The sequence below is a fragment of the Nonomuraea thailandensis genome (assembly GCF_024172165.1).
GTDB lineage: Bacteria > Actinomycetota > Actinomycetes > Streptosporangiales > Streptosporangiaceae > Nonomuraea > Nonomuraea thailandensis.
In genome coordinates this window covers 3953808-3971480 of the sequence record NZ_JAMZEB010000002.1, presented here as the reverse complement: position 1 = coordinate 3971480, position 17673 = coordinate 3953808, and the positions used below count along the sequence as shown (strand labels likewise).

General features: G+C 69.8%; 14 protein-coding genes. 8 read left to right on the top strand and 6 right to left on the bottom strand.

The window, feature by feature from the left end:
* Window positions 1-214: 214 nt before the first annotated feature.
* Window positions 215-2662: a PEP/pyruvate-binding domain-containing protein gene (locus HD597_RS21850; RefSeq protein WP_253744531.1), complete on the top strand. Its 2448-nt coding sequence runs from the start codon at window positions 215-217 to the stop codon at window positions 2660-2662.
* Window positions 2663-3106: 444 nt separating this feature from the next.
* Here HD597_RS21850 and HD597_RS21845 read toward each other — a convergent pair whose 3' ends face one another.
* The 3 genes from HD597_RS21845 to HD597_RS21835 form a co-directional block, all read right to left on the bottom strand.
* Window positions 3107-3982 (bottom strand): alpha/beta fold hydrolase, encoded by an 876-nt coding sequence (locus tag HD597_RS21845; protein ID WP_253744530.1) that lies wholly within the window; start codon window positions 3980-3982, stop codon window positions 3107-3109.
* Between the two features lie 19 nt (window positions 3983-4001).
* Window positions 4002-4571 carry a DJ-1/PfpI family protein gene (locus HD597_RS21840; RefSeq protein WP_253744529.1) on the bottom strand — a complete coding sequence of 190 codons (570 nt, stop codon included), beginning with the start codon at window positions 4569-4571 and terminating at the stop codon, window positions 4002-4004.
* 86 nt (window positions 4572-4657) lie between these two features.
* Window positions 4658-5401: a GntR family transcriptional regulator gene (locus HD597_RS21835; RefSeq protein WP_253744528.1), complete on the bottom strand. Its 744-nt coding sequence runs from the start codon at window positions 5399-5401 to the stop codon at window positions 4658-4660.
* Window positions 5402-5841: 440 nt separating this feature from the next.
* Between HD597_RS21835 and HD597_RS21830 the strand changes: the two genes are divergently transcribed.
* The 7 genes from HD597_RS21830 (at window position 5842) to HD597_RS21800 (ending at window position 14240) form a co-directional block, all read left to right on the top strand.
* Window positions 5842-7212, top strand: a complete 1371-nt coding sequence (locus HD597_RS21830; protein WP_253744527.1) for an extracellular solute-binding protein — start codon at window positions 5842-5844, stop codon at window positions 7210-7212.
* Window positions 7209-8159: a carbohydrate ABC transporter permease gene (locus HD597_RS21825; protein WP_253744526.1), complete on the top strand. Its 951-nt coding sequence runs from the start codon at window positions 7209-7211 to the stop codon at window positions 8157-8159. Before HD597_RS21830 ends, HD597_RS21825 begins: the two co-directional genes overlap by 4 nt.
* A complete protein-coding gene (locus tag HD597_RS21820; RefSeq protein ID WP_253744525.1) occupies window positions 8159-9070 on the top strand; it encodes a carbohydrate ABC transporter permease in 912 nt (303 codons plus the stop codon). Before HD597_RS21825 ends, HD597_RS21820 begins: the two co-directional genes overlap by 1 nt.
* On the top strand, window positions 9070-10134 hold the full coding sequence (locus HD597_RS21815; RefSeq protein ID WP_253744524.1) for an ABC transporter ATP-binding protein: 1065 nt from the start codon (window positions 9070-9072) through the stop codon (window positions 10132-10134). Before HD597_RS21820 ends, HD597_RS21815 begins: the two co-directional genes overlap by 1 nt.
* Before the next feature lie 8 nt (window positions 10135-10142).
* Window positions 10143-11210, top strand: coding sequence for an ABC transporter ATP-binding protein (locus tag HD597_RS21810; protein ID WP_253744523.1), 1068 nt, complete (start codon window positions 10143-10145; stop codon window positions 11208-11210).
* Window positions 11211-11352: 142 nt separating this feature from the next.
* Window positions 11353-12813 (top strand): NAD-dependent succinate-semialdehyde dehydrogenase, encoded by a 1461-nt coding sequence (locus tag HD597_RS21805; protein WP_253744522.1) that lies wholly within the window; start codon window positions 11353-11355, stop codon window positions 12811-12813.
* A 188-nt stretch (window positions 12814-13001) separates the two neighbouring features.
* The gene (locus HD597_RS21800) at window positions 13002-14240 is read left to right on the top strand and encodes an iron-containing alcohol dehydrogenase (protein WP_253744521.1); all 1239 of its coding nucleotides are present in this window, start codon (window positions 13002-13004) and stop codon (window positions 14238-14240) included.
* A gap of 371 nt (window positions 14241-14611) precedes the next feature.
* On the opposite strand, the gene HD597_RS21795 is transcribed toward HD597_RS21800, so the two are convergent.
* The 3 genes from HD597_RS21795 to HD597_RS21785 form a co-directional block, all read right to left on the bottom strand.
* A complete protein-coding gene (locus HD597_RS21795) occupies window positions 14612-15619 on the bottom strand; it encodes a sugar phosphate isomerase/epimerase family protein (RefSeq protein ID WP_253744520.1) in 1008 nt (335 codons plus the stop codon).
* Window positions 15616-15810 carry a hypothetical protein gene (locus HD597_RS21790; protein WP_253760007.1) on the bottom strand — a complete coding sequence of 65 codons (195 nt, stop codon included), beginning with the start codon at window positions 15808-15810 and terminating at the stop codon, window positions 15616-15618. The genes HD597_RS21795 and HD597_RS21790 overlap by 4 nt, the downstream gene beginning before the upstream one ends.
* Before the next feature lie 518 nt (window positions 15811-16328).
* Window positions 16329-17663 carry an ROK family transcriptional regulator gene (locus HD597_RS21785; RefSeq protein ID WP_253744519.1) on the bottom strand — a complete coding sequence of 445 codons (1335 nt, stop codon included), beginning with the start codon at window positions 17661-17663 and terminating at the stop codon, window positions 16329-16331.
* Window positions 17664-17673 lie beyond the last annotated feature (10 nt).

Sequence of the window (17673 nt, the reverse complement as noted above, 5' to 3'; positions counted from 1 at the left end):
CGTCGTGCTTGAGGCGTGCGCCGTGTGCGGGCCACGTTCCGGCCGCGCCGCCCGGCTCGTACGGTCTCCTGGAGGCCCTCAGAGACTTCCTGTGTGAGTGGTGCGGCGCTGCTCTGGTGTGCGGACTTCGGCGGTGCTAACGTCCGGAATGGAGCGCCGGGAAGCCTGGTCGGCATGGTTTGTGAATGATGCCGGCTTTGGGGAAGAAGGCGCGATGAGACTGATCCGGCTGCCTGACATCGATGCTTCCATGCTCGGCCTCGTGGGCGGCAAGGCCGCCGGGCTCGGGGAGATGATCAAGGCGGGGGAGCATGTCCCCGACGGCTTCTGCCTGACCGTCGAGTCCTACCGGTCGGGGAGTCCGCCCGAACAAGAACTGATCGAGGCGTACGAGCAGCTCGGCGGCGGGCGGGTCGCGGTGCGCTCCAGCGCCACCGCCGAGGACCTGCCAGAGGCCAGCTTCGCCGGCCAGCAGGACACCTTTCTCAACGTCGAAGGCCCACGCGAGCTGATCGACGCGGTACGCCGCTGCTGGAACTCCCTGTTCACCGAGCGCGCCGTCGCCTACCGCGCCGCCGCGGGCATCGGGGAGGCGGCCATGGCCGTGGTGGTGCAGCGGATGATCGACCCGGTCACGGCCGGGGTGCTGTTCACCGCCAACCCGATCACCGGCTGCCGCACCGAGATGGTCGTCGACGCCGCCCCCGGCCTGGGCACCGCCATCGTCGAGGGCACCGTCGTGCCCGACCACTACGTGCTCGACCAGCGGATCCCGGCCGTACCGAATGACGGCGGGTGCCTGAACGCGGAGCAGCTCGGCCGGCTGCACGCGGCCGGGCAGCGGCTGCAGAAGCATTTCGGCTCGCCGCAGGACATCGAGTGGGCGATCGACGCCGAAGGCACCCTGTGGCTGCTGCAGTCCCGGCCGATCACCACGCTCTTCCCGCTGCCGCCCGACACCGGAGACACGCGGCTCTACCTGGAGTTCGGCCACGTGCAGGGCATGCTCCGCCCGTGCACCCCGATGGGCGTGTCGCTGCTCAAGACCGGCGGGAGCCTGTGGTTCCAGGCCGCGGGAGCCAAGGTCGACCGGCGTGACCCGCTGCCCCGGCTGGTGCCGATCGGCGGCCGGCTCTACTTCGACGTGACGGACTTCCTGCGCAGCAAGGCCATACGCGGGCACATCGGGACCTCTTTGGAGATCTACGGGCCGAGAGTGCAGGGCGCCGTGCTGCGCATGCTCGACGATCCGCGGTTCGCGCCGCGGCCCGGCCTGCCCTTGCACCTCGGCAGCGTGCTCAAGGGCATGGTGCGGATGGTGCCCGCCGGGCTGGCCGGAGTGGCGTCGAGCCTGTCCGATCCGGCTCTCGGGCGGGCCCGAGCCCACCGCGGCGTCGCGGAGATCAAGCGGATGATCGTCCCGCCGGGCGAGTCCGCCACGCCCGCCGAACGGCTGCGCTGGGTCGTCGAAGACTCCCATAAGGCGGTCATGAGCATCGACATGCACGGGATCCTGTGGCCGCTGGCGGCCGGCATGATCGTCGGGACGCTCCCGGCCGCGCTGCTCGAGGGCATCGCCACGGACGAGGAACTCGACACCGTCCTCGGCGGCATGCCCTACAACGTGACCACGCAGATGGACCTCAAGCTGTGGGACCTGGCGGTGAAGGCACGCGAGCACCGCGAGCTGTTCCTCGGCACCTCGCCGGAGGACCTCGCCGCCCGGTACTTCGCCGGCGAGCTTCCCGACATCGGGATGACCGGCTTCCTGGCCGCGTACGGCATGCGCGCGGCGGCTGAGATCGACGTCGGCGTGCCCCGCTGGGACGAGGACCCGGCGCCGCTGTTCGCCACCATCGCCAACTACCTGCGCGTCGAAGATCCCGAGCAGGCGCCCGACCTGCGGTTCAAGGCGGCAGCGGCCAGGGCGGAGCGGATGATCGAGACGCTGTCGCGGCGGGCCCGGCGCAGCCGCCCCGTCCGCGCCCGGCTGGCGGTGTTCTTCATGCGCCGCTCGCGGCAGCTCACCGGCCTGCGGGAGATCGCGAAATTCGCCTGGCTGCCCGCGATCCAGGCGTGCCGGCAGCAGCTCCTCCTGGCCGGCGCGGACCTGGCCGCCCGCGGCCGGCTGGAGCGCCCCGGCGACATCATGTTCCTGACGCTGGAGGAGGCGCGAGCCGCCGCTCACGACACGGACCACCGGGAACTCGCCGCGCTGCGGCGTGCGGAATACGGGCGGGAACTGCGCCGGCGCACCGTCCCCGGCGCGCTGCTGTCCGACGGGACCGACGTGGAGGCGCTCGCCCCCGCCGAGCCGGCCCAGGACGGCGTGCTGACCGGCATGTCCGGAGCCGCCGGGCAGGCGACCGGCAGGGCACGGGTGATCCACGACCCGGCCGGCGCGCGCATCGAACCGGGGGAGATCCTGGTCGCACCCACCACCGACCCCGGGTGGACCCCGCTGTTCATGACCGCCGCCGGCCTGGTGACCGAGACCGGCTCCCCGGTGGCGCACGGCCCCACCGTGGCCCGCGAGTACGGCATCCCCGCCGTCATCTGCGTCCGCGACGCCACGAACGAGATCAGGACCGGGCAGCTGATCACCATCGACGGCGCAGCGGGCACGGTGCGCGTCGAACCCGAGACCGTCAGCGGGGTGTGACGGCCGTAATCAGATGCGGTACGAGCTCGGTCAGCGCTGCGCCTCTTGTGAGTCGCCGGGCGACGGCGCGGCGGGCTGGCACGTTCGCAGCTCTCATGGACGAGGAGCTCGCCCAAGCCGGAGACCGTGCTCGCCGGCATCCGGATGCCGTGCGTGAATGCCACCTTTGCCTCGCCGTCGCGCCCGGTGGACAACCAGGTGGTCAGGCGGGGCGTGAGGGTGGGAGGCGACGGTAATGCCGTCCACGGTCCGGGCGCCTTCGACCGTAAGCTTCTCGACGATGGGAGCAGCGTCCGCGGCGGCGTCCACGCGCCGCTGCTGAGCCGCCACACCGGCGGAAGCGGCGCCGACGGGGATTGTTCATGCCCCGCTCGAAGAACTCCTCCGTGGCGAACCTGTCACCCCCTAGGCGGAGCACACCGCCCTGATGGAGAAGGTCGCCGGTCAGCGGGGTCGGGCCGACCTGGGCACCGTCGACGTACAGGGTAATGATCGTGCCGTTGCGGGTGATGGCAGGCCGAGGAAGCACGACAGGAGTTGCCTGAAGTCGTGCGGGTGTTCGAGCGCCGGCACGTGCCCGCATCGGCCGAGCACGTGCAGACGGACATCGGCCAGGTGTTCGAGCAGGGGCAGGGCTGCCGTCCCGAGCGGGGTGACCCGGTCCTCGGCTCCGTGGACGAGCAGCACGGGCGCGCGGATCCCCGCCAGCGTCTGCGCCGAGAGGGCGAGGTCGTCGGCCCAACGTGCCCTAGGCGGAGGGAACAACGACGCGAATGCGGCCGCCCCCGCTCGCATCGCAGCCGCACGGGCAGCGACGGCCGACTCGGTCACGAGCGCTTGGTCGAGGACGAGGCGACTCAACATGTCTCGTGCCCCGAGCGGGCCGGCGGGGGCGGCCCAGACCGCGTCGAGCTCGGCGGACAGCGGCGCCCCGGGGGCGCCCATCGTCGAGACCGCCACGACACGGGTGACCTGCTGGGGGCGCGCGGACGCCAACGCCAGCGCCACGGCACCGCCCATGGAGTGGCCCACCACGGCGTAGTGCTCGACACCGAGAGCATCCATCAGGCCCGCGGCCTGCTCCGTCCACAGCCGGAGCCCGCCCCTGGAGCTCGCCGGGATGGGTGTGCGGCCAAACCCTGCCTGGTCAGGAGCCACCAGGCGCCAGGACGTGCCCAGCGCCTGTGCCGTCGATGCCCAGGCTCCGGATCCGGTCGTACCGGGTCCGGAGCCGTGCAGCATCAGCACCGCGGGCCCGGTGCCGCTCTCCAGGACGTGGACGGGGGAGCCGTCGACGGTGACGGTCCGAAGTGCCGTCACCGGGACAGGCCAGGCGCGCTCATGCCGATGCGGAGTTGATGGACTTCGAGAAGAGCTCCATCATCGCCCTGCCGAATTGCGGCATGTCGGGCCACCCCCGGCAGGAGACGAGGTTGCCGTCCACGACGTCGGGAGCGTCGATGACCGTCGCGCCCGCGTTCTCCATGTCACCGGTGATGGGGGGGAAGCAAGCCGTCTTTCGACCCTTCAGCAGCCCGTACACAGCCGGCACCTGCGCGCCGTGGCACACCAGCGCGATCGGGAGGTCGCGCGCGAAGAAGTGCTCGGTGATGCGCCTGACGTCGGCGTCGACCCGGATCCACTCGGGGGCACGTCCCCCGGGGATGATGAGGGCGTCATAGCGCTCGACGTCGACCTCGGCCCAGGGCACGTCGACAGGCAACTTCCGGCCGTTCTTCTCCACGTAGGCGTCGGAGTCGGGGTCGAATTCGTGGATGACCAGCTGAACGTCACGCATCGTCCGTGACGAGACGTCAACGTCCCAGCCGCCCTCCTGCACGCGATAGTAGGGATACATGGTGTCGAGCTCCTCGGCGGCGTCGCCGGTCAGGAGCAGCGCTCTGGGCACCTGCTTCTCCTCGCATCTGGGCGGGTGAGGTGGATCCAATCCGATCCGATCGGATTGAGTCAGCATTCCTCGGCCCAGTCCGCCCGTCAAGCCTTCTCCGCCATTCCGTCCGCGGCCTCCGCCTCGTCGAACAATCGCCGGAACCGCTCGCCGGACAGCAGGATGTGCCGACGCATGGCGTAGGCGGCGGCGTCGGGGTCACGCGCGGCGATCGCGGTCAGAACCTCTTCGTGCTCGGCCATGGCCAAGTGAGTGACCTGGGCGTCGCGGTGCAGCCGGAACAGGTGCACGTGCGTGTGCAGGCGAGCGAGCGCTTCGCGGATGACCTGGTTCTCCGCGCTCAGGGCGACGAGATCGTGAAAAGCGGCGTCGCGCAGCCCGAAGGCGCCATAGGCCATGGGCCCCTTGCCCCCCTCCAGCTCCGCCATGTCCTCCAGCATTCGCCGCATGCCGGCCACCTGCTTGGAGGATGCGCGTTCGGCGGATCTGCGCGCCGCCGCCGGCTCGAGGAGCAGGCGGACCTCGAGCATGTCCTCGAATCGGTGACGGGTGATCTGGGGGGGAATGCGATAGCCGGCATGGGGCACCCGCACGACCAGGCCCTCGGCCTCCATGCGGTTCAGAGCGTCTCGGATCGGCGTCTGTGAGACCCCCAGCTCTCGCGCCAGGACGTCGATCGTGACGCGGGAGCCAGGCTCTATCCGTAGCGACATCATCTGTCCGAGCAGCGTGTCGTACACCTCGTCGGCAAGCCGGCCGCGAGATCTTCCCGGCGGCGTTCCGCCCGTCATGGCCTCACGGCGCCGCGCGATCACCGCTTCGTCGTCCATCGTGACGTGAGGTCCCTTCTTGCGTCTTCGGGAATCTGTTGACATCGGTCGCCATACTGCGGGATGTTGACGCTCCCCAATCAGATCGTATAGGAAAGGTGACGGATGCCAGCCATCCCTCACTCATCGGGGAACCGTCCGCCATCGCTCCGCTTCGATCGGTTGGAGCTTCCATGAGCATGCTCGACGTCCTCTTCGGTCCGCCACCGGGCCGCAAAGGACCGAAGGACTTCTCGACTGCTTGAAGCCCCATCACGTCGCGGCGTACTCGTGACGCCGGTCTGCGGGTCAGCCCCTGCGACAGCCGGCGACACGCCTGAACAACCCAGCAACCGCTCGGCGAAGCACGCAGCAAGGCTCCAGAAGTCCCCGCCCAGAAAGCAGGCATGAAGATGCGGTATCCGAAGCGAAGAGGACGACTGTCCGTTCCCGGTCGAAAGGTGCGGCTGGCGACGGCGGCCATGGTGGTGGCCACGACCGTGGTGGCTTGCGGCGGCGGCCAGAACGACAGCGCCCCGAAGGCGCCGGCGACCATCCCGGAGCTCACCAAGGATCCGCTGACCCTCAGCTTCATCTGGTTCGACTGGCCCCCCGCCCACGCGCTGGAAGCCTTCGCGAACGCGGAGTACGCCAAGCAGCGGCCGAACGTGACCGTCAAGGTCAAGACCGTGCCGAACGCGAACTGGCACGACGCGATGTTCACCCAGTTCGCCGCGCACAAGACCGACTTCGACATCCCGATCCTGGACTCGCAACACATCGGCGAGGCCGTGACGAACGGCAACATCCTGGACATCACCGACTTCGTCAAGAAGAACATCGACGTCAAGGCCTACAACCCGTACCTCCTGGCGGCCTACGGCCAGTTCCCCCAGGCGGAGACCGGGAAGCGCGACGAGAACGCCAGCCTGTACGGACTGCCGCTGCTCGGCGACACCTGGACGATGATCTACCGTAAGGACCTGATCGGCGACAAGCCACCGCAGACCTGGGACGAGATGATCTCAGTCGCCGGGAAGTGCCAGGCGGACAACCCCGGCGTCAGCGGGCTGGCTTTCCACCAGGCCAACGGCTCCGACGCCGCGGCCGTCACCTACAACACGGTCAACGGCGTCTACGGCGGCAACCTCTGGAACCCCAAGACGCGCAAGATCGACGGCGTCCTCAACGACGCCGCGGGCCAGGAGGCGATGGACGTCCTGGTCAACAAGATGAAGCCGCTGACCGCCAAGGGCTCCGGCAACTGGTTCATCGACGAGGTGAACGCGGCGGTCGCCCAGGGCAAGGCATGCATCGCGTTCAACTGGATCGCCGCGAGCGGCGGCCTGCTCGACCCGAAGCAGTCGACGCTCGGCACCACGCGGGAGCAGATTCTCGGCAAGCTGGGTTTCGCCACCCTGCCGAGTCAGAAGACGAACCTGGTGCCTCTCGGCGGCATGGGGATGCACGTGTCGGCCTATTCCCCCGAGGCGAACCAGGCGGAGGCCCTGAACTTCATGAAGTGGTTCGAGCAGGCTGACATCCAGAAGAAGTGGGCCGCGGCTGGTGGTGTGCCCTCGCGTACGGACGCCCTGGAGTCGCCCGAGTTCCTCGACGCCGCGCCGTTCAACCAGGTGTACACCGACTCGGTTCCGCGGATGCGGGACATGTGGAACGTGCCCGAGTACGCGCGCCTCGTCGACATTGAGAACACCAACGTGAACGCGGCTCTCAACGGCGCGAAGACGCCGAAGGAGGCGCTCGACGACATCGCCAAGGAGCAGCAGAGCGTGCTCGACTCCAGCGGCGGCAAGGGCGGCGGCGGACTGTGAGTGACTCCGCCCCCCTGACGAGCGACCACCCCGGGCAGGTGGCGTCCGCGACGCCGCCTGCACCGGGTCGGTCCCGCCGCCTGAGCGACCGCGGGCTCGCCGTGGCCTTTACCTCCCCCGCGCTGCTGTTGTTGCTCGCCATGTCGGTGTTCCCGTTGCTGTGGGCGTTGTACCTGTCTTTCACCGACTACTCGGCCACCCGCGGGGGGCCGGCCCACTTCATCGGGTTCGGGAACTACACCGCCATCCTGGCTTCGGAGCAGGTCCACCTGAGGGCCTTGACGACGTTGATCTACGTGTTCGGCGCGGTCACCCTGCAGACCGCGCTCGGTTTCGCCATCGCCTACCTGATCTCACGGCGCACGCACGGGCGAGGACTGCTGACCACTCTGTTCCTGGTTCCGATGATGCTGTCGCCGGTCGTGGTCGGGCTGTTCTGGCGATTCATGCTCGACGCGCAGTTCGGCGTGATCAACAGCATGCTCGGCTCGCTCGGCCTGGGGCAGGTGGAGTGGCTCACCGGGCAGCGAACGGCACTGATTTCCCTGATCCTGGTCGACACCTGGCAATGGACGCCGTTCATCATGCTCATCGCGCTCGCGGGCCTCACCGCGGTTCCCAAGTACTTGTACGAGGCCGCCTCGATCGATCGGGCGTCCGAGTGGTTCCGGTTCCGCACCATCACTCTTCCGCTGGTGTGGCCGCTGCTCCTCATCGCCGTGCTGTTCAGGGCCATCGAGGCCTTCCGGCTGTTCGACCTCGTCTACATCCTCACCAGCGGAGGTCCGGGGGTCTCCACCGAGACGTTGTCGTTCCACGTCTACAAGGTCGCGTTCCTGGGCTTCAACACCGGAACCGCCTCGGCGTACGGGATCCTGATGGTCCTCGTCGTCATCGTCCTGACGCAGCTCTACCTGCGCTACTTGAACAAGCTCAAGGAGGACTGATGGCAGTCTCCGTCGACGAGGCCGTGTCCACACGTCCTGCCCGGGATCGCACGCCCCCCGCGCGCCGCTTCGGCGGCCGGGGCCGCTCCGTGCTGGAGGTCACGCTGCTGACCGTGCTGGCCGTCGTGATGCTCTTTCCGGTGCTGTGGATGATCGAGACGTCCATCAAGGAGAACCGGGACGTCTACGCCATCCCGGCCAAGTTCTTCGACTTCAAGGTCACCATGGACCATTTCAAGGACGTGTTCGTCGCCTCCGGCGGCGGTCGTTCGACCTTGTCCGTCTCGTTCCTCAACTCCGTCGTGGTCGCCGGGGCCTCCACGGCGCTGGCCACCGTGCTGGGGGTGCCGGCGGCCTGGGCCTACTCACGCTTCGCCGTGAAGGCCAAGAAGGACCAGCTGTTCTTCATCCTGTCCACCCGCTTCATGCCGCCCGTGGTGGTCGTGATCCCGATCTTCCTCATGTACCGCCAAGTCGGACTCATCGACACCAAGCTCGGCCTGATCCTCATCTACGCCGCGTTCAACGTCCCGTTCACGATCTGGATGATGAAGGGGTTCGTCGACGAGGTGCCCGCAGAGTACGAGGATGCCGCCATGCTCGATGGCTACACCCGCTTGCAGGCGTTCTGGAAATTCACCCTTCCGCTGCTCCTGCCCGGTATCGCCGCGACGGCGGTCTTCGCACTCATCTTCTCCTGGAACGAGTTCGTGTTCGCCATCTTCCTCACCTCCAGCGACACCGTGCGGACGGCCCCGCCTGCCATCGCCGGCCTCATCGGTGGAACCACCGTGGACTGGGGTCTGGTGGCCGCCGCCTCCGTCGTGTTCGCCCTGCCGGTGCTCGTCTTCGCCTACCTGGTGCGCAAGCACCTCGTCGCCGGTGTGACACTCGGGGCGGTGCGACGCTGATGGCGGGCATCGAGGTGACCGCCCTGCACAAGCGCTACCCGGACGGGACGGTCGCAGTTGATCACGTGGACCTGTCCATCGGCGACGGCGAGCTGTTCGTGATGCTCGGCCCTTCGGGTTGCGGCAAGACGACCACGCTGCGGGCCGTAGCCGGCCTGGAGAGGCAGACGACGGGCGACATCCGCATCGGCGACACGCTGGTCAACGACCTGCCGCCCGCCGAGCGCGACATCGCCATGGTGTTCCAGTTCTACGCCCTCTACCCGCATCTGAGAACCCGCGACAACCTGGCGTTCCCACTGCGGGCCGAGGGACTGCCCAAGGCGGAGGTGCGCGAGCGGGTCGAGGAGGCCGCCCGGCTGATGCGGCTCGGTCCGCTCCTGGACCGGCGGCCGCGCCGGTTGTCCGGCGGTGAGCAGCAGCGCGTCGCGCTTGCTCGCGCCCTGGTGCGACGACCGCGCGCATTCCTCATGGACGAACCTCTCACCAATCTGGACGCGGAGCTGAGGGCGGACATGCGCACGGAGATCAAGCACCTGCAGGGGGAGCTGGGGACGACGATGGTCTACGTCACCCACGACCAAGTCGAGGCCATGTCGCTCGGTCACAGATTCGCCATCCTCAACAAGGGCCGCGTCGAGCAGATCGGCACGCCGCTGGAGGTCTACGACCGTCCGGCGAGTCTCTTCTGCGCCGCATTCATCGGCTCCCCGCCGATGAACCTGATCGAGGTGGAGGTGGCCGAGGGGAAGCTGCGCAGTCAGGACGGACTGGTCCTCACGCCACCGCCAGGCCTGCCGCGCGACCGTCGCCTGGTCGCGGGCGTCCGGCCGGAGGCGCTGGAAGTCACAGAACCAGGGGCGGAACGTTCGGTCCCGGCCCGCTTGGTCTCGGCGGAGTGGCTCGGCGACGAGATCATCTACGTGGTCGACCACGGTGGCCAGGACGTACGGGTTCGGATGCCACCGACTGTGCGTTTCGCCGCTGACGCGCCGGTCGGGCTGCGGCACACCGGCGGGCCCCCGGCGGTCTACGACGTGCGCACGGAAGAGCTGGTGGCCTGATGGGAACCGTGGCAGCGCACGGGCTGCGCAAGTCCTTCGGTAAGGTCCAGGCCCTGGACGGGGTGACGCTGGACGTGCCGGACGGATCGTTCTTCGTCGTGCTCGGACCCTCCGGGGCAGGCAAGACGACGACCCTGCGAGCGATCGCCGGCCTTGAGAAGCTGGACGCCGGGTCGGTGCACCTGGACGGCAGGGACGCGACCGGTGACGCCCCGGCCGCACGCGACCTGGCCATGGTCTTCCAGAACTACGCCCTCTACCCGCGACACACGGCGTACGAGAACATCGCTTCGCCGCTGCGGGCACGCCGCTGTTCCGCGAGCGAGATCGCCGCTGCCGTCGAGCAGATCTCGAGCCTGCTGCACATCGAACGTCTGCTGCAGCGTCGTCCGGCGCAGTTGTCGGGCGGTGAGATGCAGCGTGTCGCCCTGGCCCGGGCGCTGGTACGTCGCCCACGCGCGTTTCTCATGGACGAGCCGCTGACGAACCTCGATCTCAAGCTCCGCGTCGAGATGCGCACCGAGCTCACCCGCATCCACCGCAGCCTCGGGGCAACCTTCGTCTACGTGACCAACGACCAGGTCGAGGCCCTGTCCATGGCCGACCAGGTCGCGGTCCTCAAGGAGGGGAAGGTGCAACAGGTCGCAACGCCGACCGAGGTGTACGAGCGTCCAGCCAACCAGTGGGTCGCGGGATTCGTCGGGAGCCCGCCGATCAGCCTGCTCCCCTGCCACGCCGAGGGAGATCGTCTGGTCGGGGCGGAAGGCTGGACGCTGCCGCGCCCCCGCTGGACCACGGCTGAGGACGGTCGTCCGCTGCTGCTGGGCCTGCGCGCGGAGGACCTGTCCGTCGAGCAGCGTGGGGACGCGTCGTTGTCGGGTGAGCTCTACGGCCTTGAGCCGCTCGGTGACCGAACGGTGGTCGACGTCCGAGTGGGGACGGAGATCCTCAAGGTCAAGGCACGAGCCACCGTCACCGGTACGCCGGGCGAGCGGCTGCTTGTCACGGTCGACCTGGACCGTGCGCACCTGTTCGATGCGGGCACCGGGCTGGCGCTGTCCGAGGCCGGGAGGTAGTCGCGCAGGGTGGCCAAGGCCACGTTCGGCCCGCTCGGCGGCCTCGACCCCGACGAGGTCGTGTGACCCGTTCGTCAACGCGTGAGGCGCGATCGCTGACGTCACGCTGGACATCACCAAGAACATCACAGGAGGCGACGCCATGAGTGACCCGATGAACGTCCTGGCCCCCGAGCACCGGCGGCTCCGGATCGGTGACGCCTGGCGCGACGCCGCCGGCGGAGCCACCTTTGCCGTCGAGGACCCCGCCACAGGCAAGACCATCGCCGAGGTGGCGGACGCCGACGTCGTCGACGGGCTCGCCGCTCTGGACGTGGCCGGCAAGGCCATGGCGGAGTGGGCGGCGACCCCGCCGCGAAAACGGTCGGAACTGTTGACCGCGACGTACCGGGCACTGACCGAGCGATCCGAGGAGGTCGCCCGGCTGATAACGCTCGAGATGGGCAAGCCGCTCGCCGAGGCTCGGGGAGAGGTGGCCTACGGCGCCGAGTTCTTCCGTTGGTTCGCCGAGGAGGCGGTGCGCGTCGAGGGGCGCTACAACACCGCTCCCGCTGGTGGATATCGCATCCTCACCGTGCCGAAGCCGGTCGGACCGTGCGTCTTCGTGACGCCCTGGAACTTTCCGCTGGCCATGGGCGCCCGCAAGATCGCTCCTGCGCTGGCGGCGGGCTGCACGACGATCACCAAGCCGGCGGCCCAGACGCCACTCACCATGCTGTTCCTGGCCCGCATCATGGAGGAGGTCGGAGTTCCCCCGGGCGTCGTCAACGTCGTGACAACCAGGCGTGCCGGCGAGGTGGTCTCAGCACTGCTGGCCGACCGTCGGACCCGCAAGCTCTCGTTCACCGGGTCGACCGAGGTCGGGCGCGTGCTCCTCCGACAGGCGGCGGACAACGTGCTGCGCACCTCCATGGAGCTGGGCGGCAACGCGGCCTTGATCGTGTGTGCCGACGCGGACCTGGACGTCGCGCTCGACGGTGCCATGGTGGCCAAGATGCGCAACATCGGGGAATCCTGCATCGCGGCCAACCGAATCTACGTCGAGGAGCCGGTGCGCGAGGAGTTCACGGCGCGCTTCGCCAAGCGGATGGGCGCGCTCTCGGTGGGCCATGGTCTCGACGACGGCGTGGACGTCGGGGCGTTGATCGACGAGGCGTCGGTCGCCAAGATCGACGAGCTCGTCGCCGACGCGGTCGATCGCGGCGCCCGTGTCCTGGTGGGCGGCGAGCGTCCGGATGGGCCGGGCTACTTCTACCCGCCTACGGTCCTCGTCGACGTGCCCGAGGACGCGCGGATGCTGGAGACGGAAATCTTCGGCCCGGTGGCGCCGATCATCTCGTTCACGTCCGATGACGAGGTCATGGCGAAGGCCAACGACACCGAGCACGGCCTCGTCGGATACGTCTTCACCCGTGACCTCCAGCGGGCGCTCCGGTTCACCGAGGGGCTGGAGACGGGGATGGTCGGCATCAACCGTGGTCTGATCTCGGACCCGTCAGCTCCGTTCGGAGGCGTGAAGCAGTCCGGGATCGGCAGGGAGGGGTCGCACGAGGGCATCCTCGAGTACCTCGACGTCACCTACGCGGCGATCGACCTGCCGTGACCGGCCTGCTGCTCCAGGTGCCCGCCGAGGATCACCGCGCCCTGTGCACACATGACCCGACCGGCCTCCACCCGTGGGGCCGGACCCGGGCCATGGCCGGCACGGATCCGCCGACGCCGTCCCGGTCTCGCAGGTGACCTGGACGTCCGCCCAGCAAATCACCGCCGACGTTCCAGAGAGGCACTGACATGCTTGAGACCGTCCGCGGACCACGCCAGCTGATTGTGGGCGAAGGGGTCGCGCAGAACATCCCACGAGTGGTGGCCGAGTGTGGCTCGCGAGTCCTCATCGTGACCGACCGGGTTCTTCTGGGGCAGCCGGGCGTGGCCGAGATCGTGGCCGCCGTGCGGGAGAAGGTCGAAGTCGTCGGGGTGTTCGCCGACGCGACTCCGGACGTGCCACTCGCCGATGTCGCCCTGGCCGTCTCGGTCGCCGCAGAGGTGGACGCCGACGTCATCCTCGCCATCGGGGGTGGCACGGTGATCGACCTTGCCAAAATCGTCGGCGTCATCCGGTGTCACGGTGGGACGCCGCGCGACTTCTACGGCGAGTCGAAGGTGCCGGGGCCGACGATTCCTCTCGTCGCGGTCCCGACGACGTCAGGCACCGGCTCCGAGCTCACGCCCGTCTCGGTGTTGACCGACCCTGACCGCGAGCTGAAGGTGGGGGTCTCCAGCGTCCACATCGTGCCCGACTTCGCCATCGTCGACCCCGAGCTCACCTACACCTGCCCTGCCACCGTCACCGCCCACTCCGGCATCGACGCGTTCTGTCACGCGGTGGAGAGCTACACCGCGCGACCCCGGGCCCACGGACCGCGCGACCCGGTGGAGCAGGTCTTCCTCGGCCGCAACCCGATCACCGATCACTACGCGCTCCTGGCCGCGGAACGGATCGCCCGCAGCTTGCCCCATGTCGTCAGGGACGGAGGCGACAAGGACGCCCGCGCGGACATGTCCTATGGGTCCATGCTGGCCGGGCTCGCGTTCTCCCACGCAGGCAACGGGGCTCCGCACGCCCTCCAGTACCCCATCGGCGCAGCCACCCACACACCGCACGGCCTGGGCGTCGGGCTGCTGCTGCCCTACGCGCTGGACGCGGCCAGGGACGCCATCGGCGACCGGTTGGCCATCCTCGCCGGGGTGTGCGGGCTCGACGTGACCGACGCCTCGGAGGCCGAGGCCGCGGATTCGTTCCTCACCTGGCTCGACGGGCTCCTTGCCGACATCGGCATCCCTACCACCTTGGCGGACATCGGCGTGGCACGCGCCGACCTCCCGCGCTTCGCGGAGATGGCCAGCGGTGTCACCCGCTTGATCCAGAACCATCCAGGCCCGACCGACACCGCCAGCCTGACGGCGATCCTCGAAGCGGCCTGGCTCGGGGACCGGACCCGACACGTCCTGACTCCGGAGCAGAGATGGTGACGGGCCTTTCACGTGACCACGAGACTGGGGCGAGTTCCTGCGTGCTCAAGCTGAGGGGATGTCGCAGCATACGGGGGAGCAGGGCGGCCGCGGCGCCGACGGTGGCCCACCGCAGGAACCGCCCGGTGATCAGACGTCGGTGAGCCGGCCGCCGGCGCCGGCCACGGCTCGCCGAGCGACCGGTCGTAGGAGGCGTGGTACTTCGCGCGGGCGGAGTCGCCGGTGAAGGCTGACGGCCGGCCGGGAACGCGCATGCTGACCTACCCCATCTCCTGATGAGATACAGCCGTAGCCCGATCGGCAGGCGTGCCGGACGCGGTGGTTCCGCCGGGGCGGCGGCCGCAGGTGGCCGCCGCCCCGGCGGAACGGCGTCACTCGGAGGAGAAGGCGGCGTCGAAGGCGGCGGCCGGCGGGGTGATGGCGTTGAGCGAGCGGATGTAGGCGAGGGATTCCGGCGCGCCGTGCAGCCGGTCCATGCCCGCGTCCTCCCACTCGACGGAGATCGGGCCGTCGTAGCCGATGTGGTTGAGCGCCCGGAAGCACGCCTCCCACGGCACGTCGCCCCGGCCGGTGGACACGAAGTCCCAGCCGCGCCTGGGGTCGGCCCAGGCCAGGTGGGAGGACAGGCGGCCGCGCCGTCCGTCGCGGGTGGCGACGCGGGCGTCCTTGCAGTCCACGTGGTAGATGCGGTCGGCGAAGTCGAGGATGAAGTTCGCCGGGTCCAGGTCCTGCCACACCATGTGCGAGGGGTCCCAGTTCAGCCCGAAGGCCGGCCGGTGCCCGATGGCCTCCAGCGTGCGCACCGTCGTGTGGTGGTCGTAGGCGATCTCGCTGGGGTGCACCTCGTGGGCGAAGCGCACGCCGACCTCGTCGAAGACGTCGAGGATCGGGTTCCAGCGGTCGGCGAAGTCGGCGTACCCCGCCTCGATCATGGACGGGGGCACCGGCGGGAACATCGCCAGCGTGTGCCAGATCGACGAGCCGGTGAAGCCGACGACGGTCGTGACGCCGAGCGCGGCAGCCGCGCGGGCGGTGTCCTTGATCTCCTCGGCGGCGCGCCGCCGCACGCCTTCCGGCTCGCCGTCGCCCCAGATGCGGGCGGGCAGGATGCCCTTGTGGCGCTCGTCGATGGGGTGGTCGCAGACGGCCTGGCCGACCAGGTGGTTGGAGATCGTCCACACGCCGAGGTTGTACTTGGCCAGGGTCTCCTTCTTGCGTTCGACGTAGGAGTCGTCCGCGACGGCCTTGTCGACCTCGAAGTGGTCGCCCCAGCAGGCGATCTCCAGGCCGTCGTAGCCCCATTCGGAAGCCAGCCGGCAGACCTCCTCGAACGGCAGGTCCGCCCACTGCCCGGTGAACAACGTGACCGGTCTCGTCATGAATCCTCCACTATCGTATAGCGGCTGCCCTCAGCCGCGCTCTGCTCGACGGCCGCCGGCACGCGCTGCACCCGCAGGCCGTCCTCGAAGGACGGGAAGGGGCCGGTGCCGGTGGCGATCGCCTCCAGGAAGTCCTTCGTCTCGTGGACGAAGGCGTGCTCGTACCCCCGAGGCCGTGGCCGGGCGGCCACCAGGCGCCCGCGTACGGGTGGTCCGGCTCGGTGATCTGCACCCGCCGGAAAGGATTTTGATGAGTGCGGGCTTCCCGGTGCCGTTCCGGCCGAGCGGGCAGTGCGCTTCTCCGGCTCTGGCCTCCAGATCCACGCCGTCCAGAGCGCGCACGCCGGGGAACTGCTTGACGATTCCCCGCATCACGAGCAGGTATGAGGAGTCGGATGCTGACCGCGGCACAGGGCCTCCTCGGATCGGTGGGGCGGTGCCCCGCCCGCCTGATGGCGCCGTTGGCACCGCCGCGGTGGCACCGAGGTCGGCGTCAACGGTGCCGCTGCGGCTCGGACGGCCGATCAGGCGGGCGGGACGTTCTGGGGGAGAAGGGGCACGGGAAAGGCGCGGGAAAGGCACGGTGGGGCAGGGGCACGGCGGCGTCCGTCCGCCGGACGGCATGCGCCGTGGCCGCGGCACGCGGAATGTGCAGAGGCGGTGCGGGACAGCGATCAGGCGGGCGGAAGGTGCGGAGGACGGGGGCGGGTCAGGACGAGCGGGGAGAGCAGACCGTCGGGGTTCCCTCGATGACCCCGACGGCCGGAGACGTTCGGATGGAGATGCTGGTGGGGTCGGACAGGGCTCGTTCGACGACGACACCGGCCGCGCCGCGCGAGGCGGCGCCGAAGCCGAGGTCGGAGGCGGCGAACCGGCAGCGTTCGACGGCGTCGCTCATGCCCGTGCGGGCCAGTTCGCGCTGCGCCGCGGGGATGAGCGGGTCGGCGAGCCGGGCGAAGTAGCCGCCCAGCACGATCACCCGCGGGTTGAAGAGGTTGATGAGCAGGGCCGCGCCGATCCCGAGCCACCGGCCGACCTCCGCGACGGCGGCCTCGGCGCGCGGATCTCCGCCGGCTCGGCGCTGCTCGATCTCGGCCAGGCGCTCCTCCGGGTCGCGGACGACCTGCGGGCCGGTGCCGTACGGGCGGTTCGGCGTGGCCATGCGCACCAGCGCGGCCAGCCCTACCTTGGTCTCCCAGCAGCCGACGCGGCCGCAGCGGCACCGCTCGCCGGACGGATCGATCATGACATGGCCGATCTCCCCCGCGAACCCGTCCGCTCCTCCCAGGAGCCGGCCGCCGGAGATGACGCCGCCGCCGACGCCCACCTCGCCGGTGAGGCAGACCAGGTCGGGGGTGCCCGCCGCGACGCCCGAGGTGTACTCGGCGAGGGCGGCGAGGTTGGCGTCGTTGTCCACCGCGATGGGGATGTCCCTCGCGATGTGGGACAGCCGCTCGGCCACCGGCACGCCGCGCCAGCCGAGGTTCGGGGCGACGACGACGGTGCCGGTGGTGGTGTCGACCAGGCCGGGGACGGCCACAGTGATCCCGGCCGGCGTGACCCCGAGCCGGTCGAGGTCGGCGACGGTCGTCTCGACCATGCGGGCCAGCTCGTCCAGTGAGCGTTCGGGGCCCGAGCCCATGGCGTCGAAGCCGATCCGCCGGTCGATGAGCACTCTTCCGGCCAGGTCGGTGGCGATCGCGGCGGTGTAGTCGACATTGACCTCCACGCCCAGGGCGCCGGCCCGGGAGCCGTCCAGGGCGAGCGCGACACCTGGGCGGCCGACGGAGCCCGCGTGCTGCGGCCCCATCTCCCTGACCAGCCCGCGGGCCTGCAACTCGTTCACCAGGCTGGTGACGGTGGCCTTGTTCAGCCCGGTCGCGACGGCGACGGCCGACCGGGAGCACGGGCCGTTCGCGCTCACGTGACGCAGCACGAGGGCGAGGTTGGAGCGGCGCACGGTGGCCTGGTCCGCGGGGGCTCCCGCGGGTCCGCCGCGGCTCGCCGAGTCGGTCGCGTGGCCGTCGGCCCGGTTGTGGTCCACGCTCCTCCTC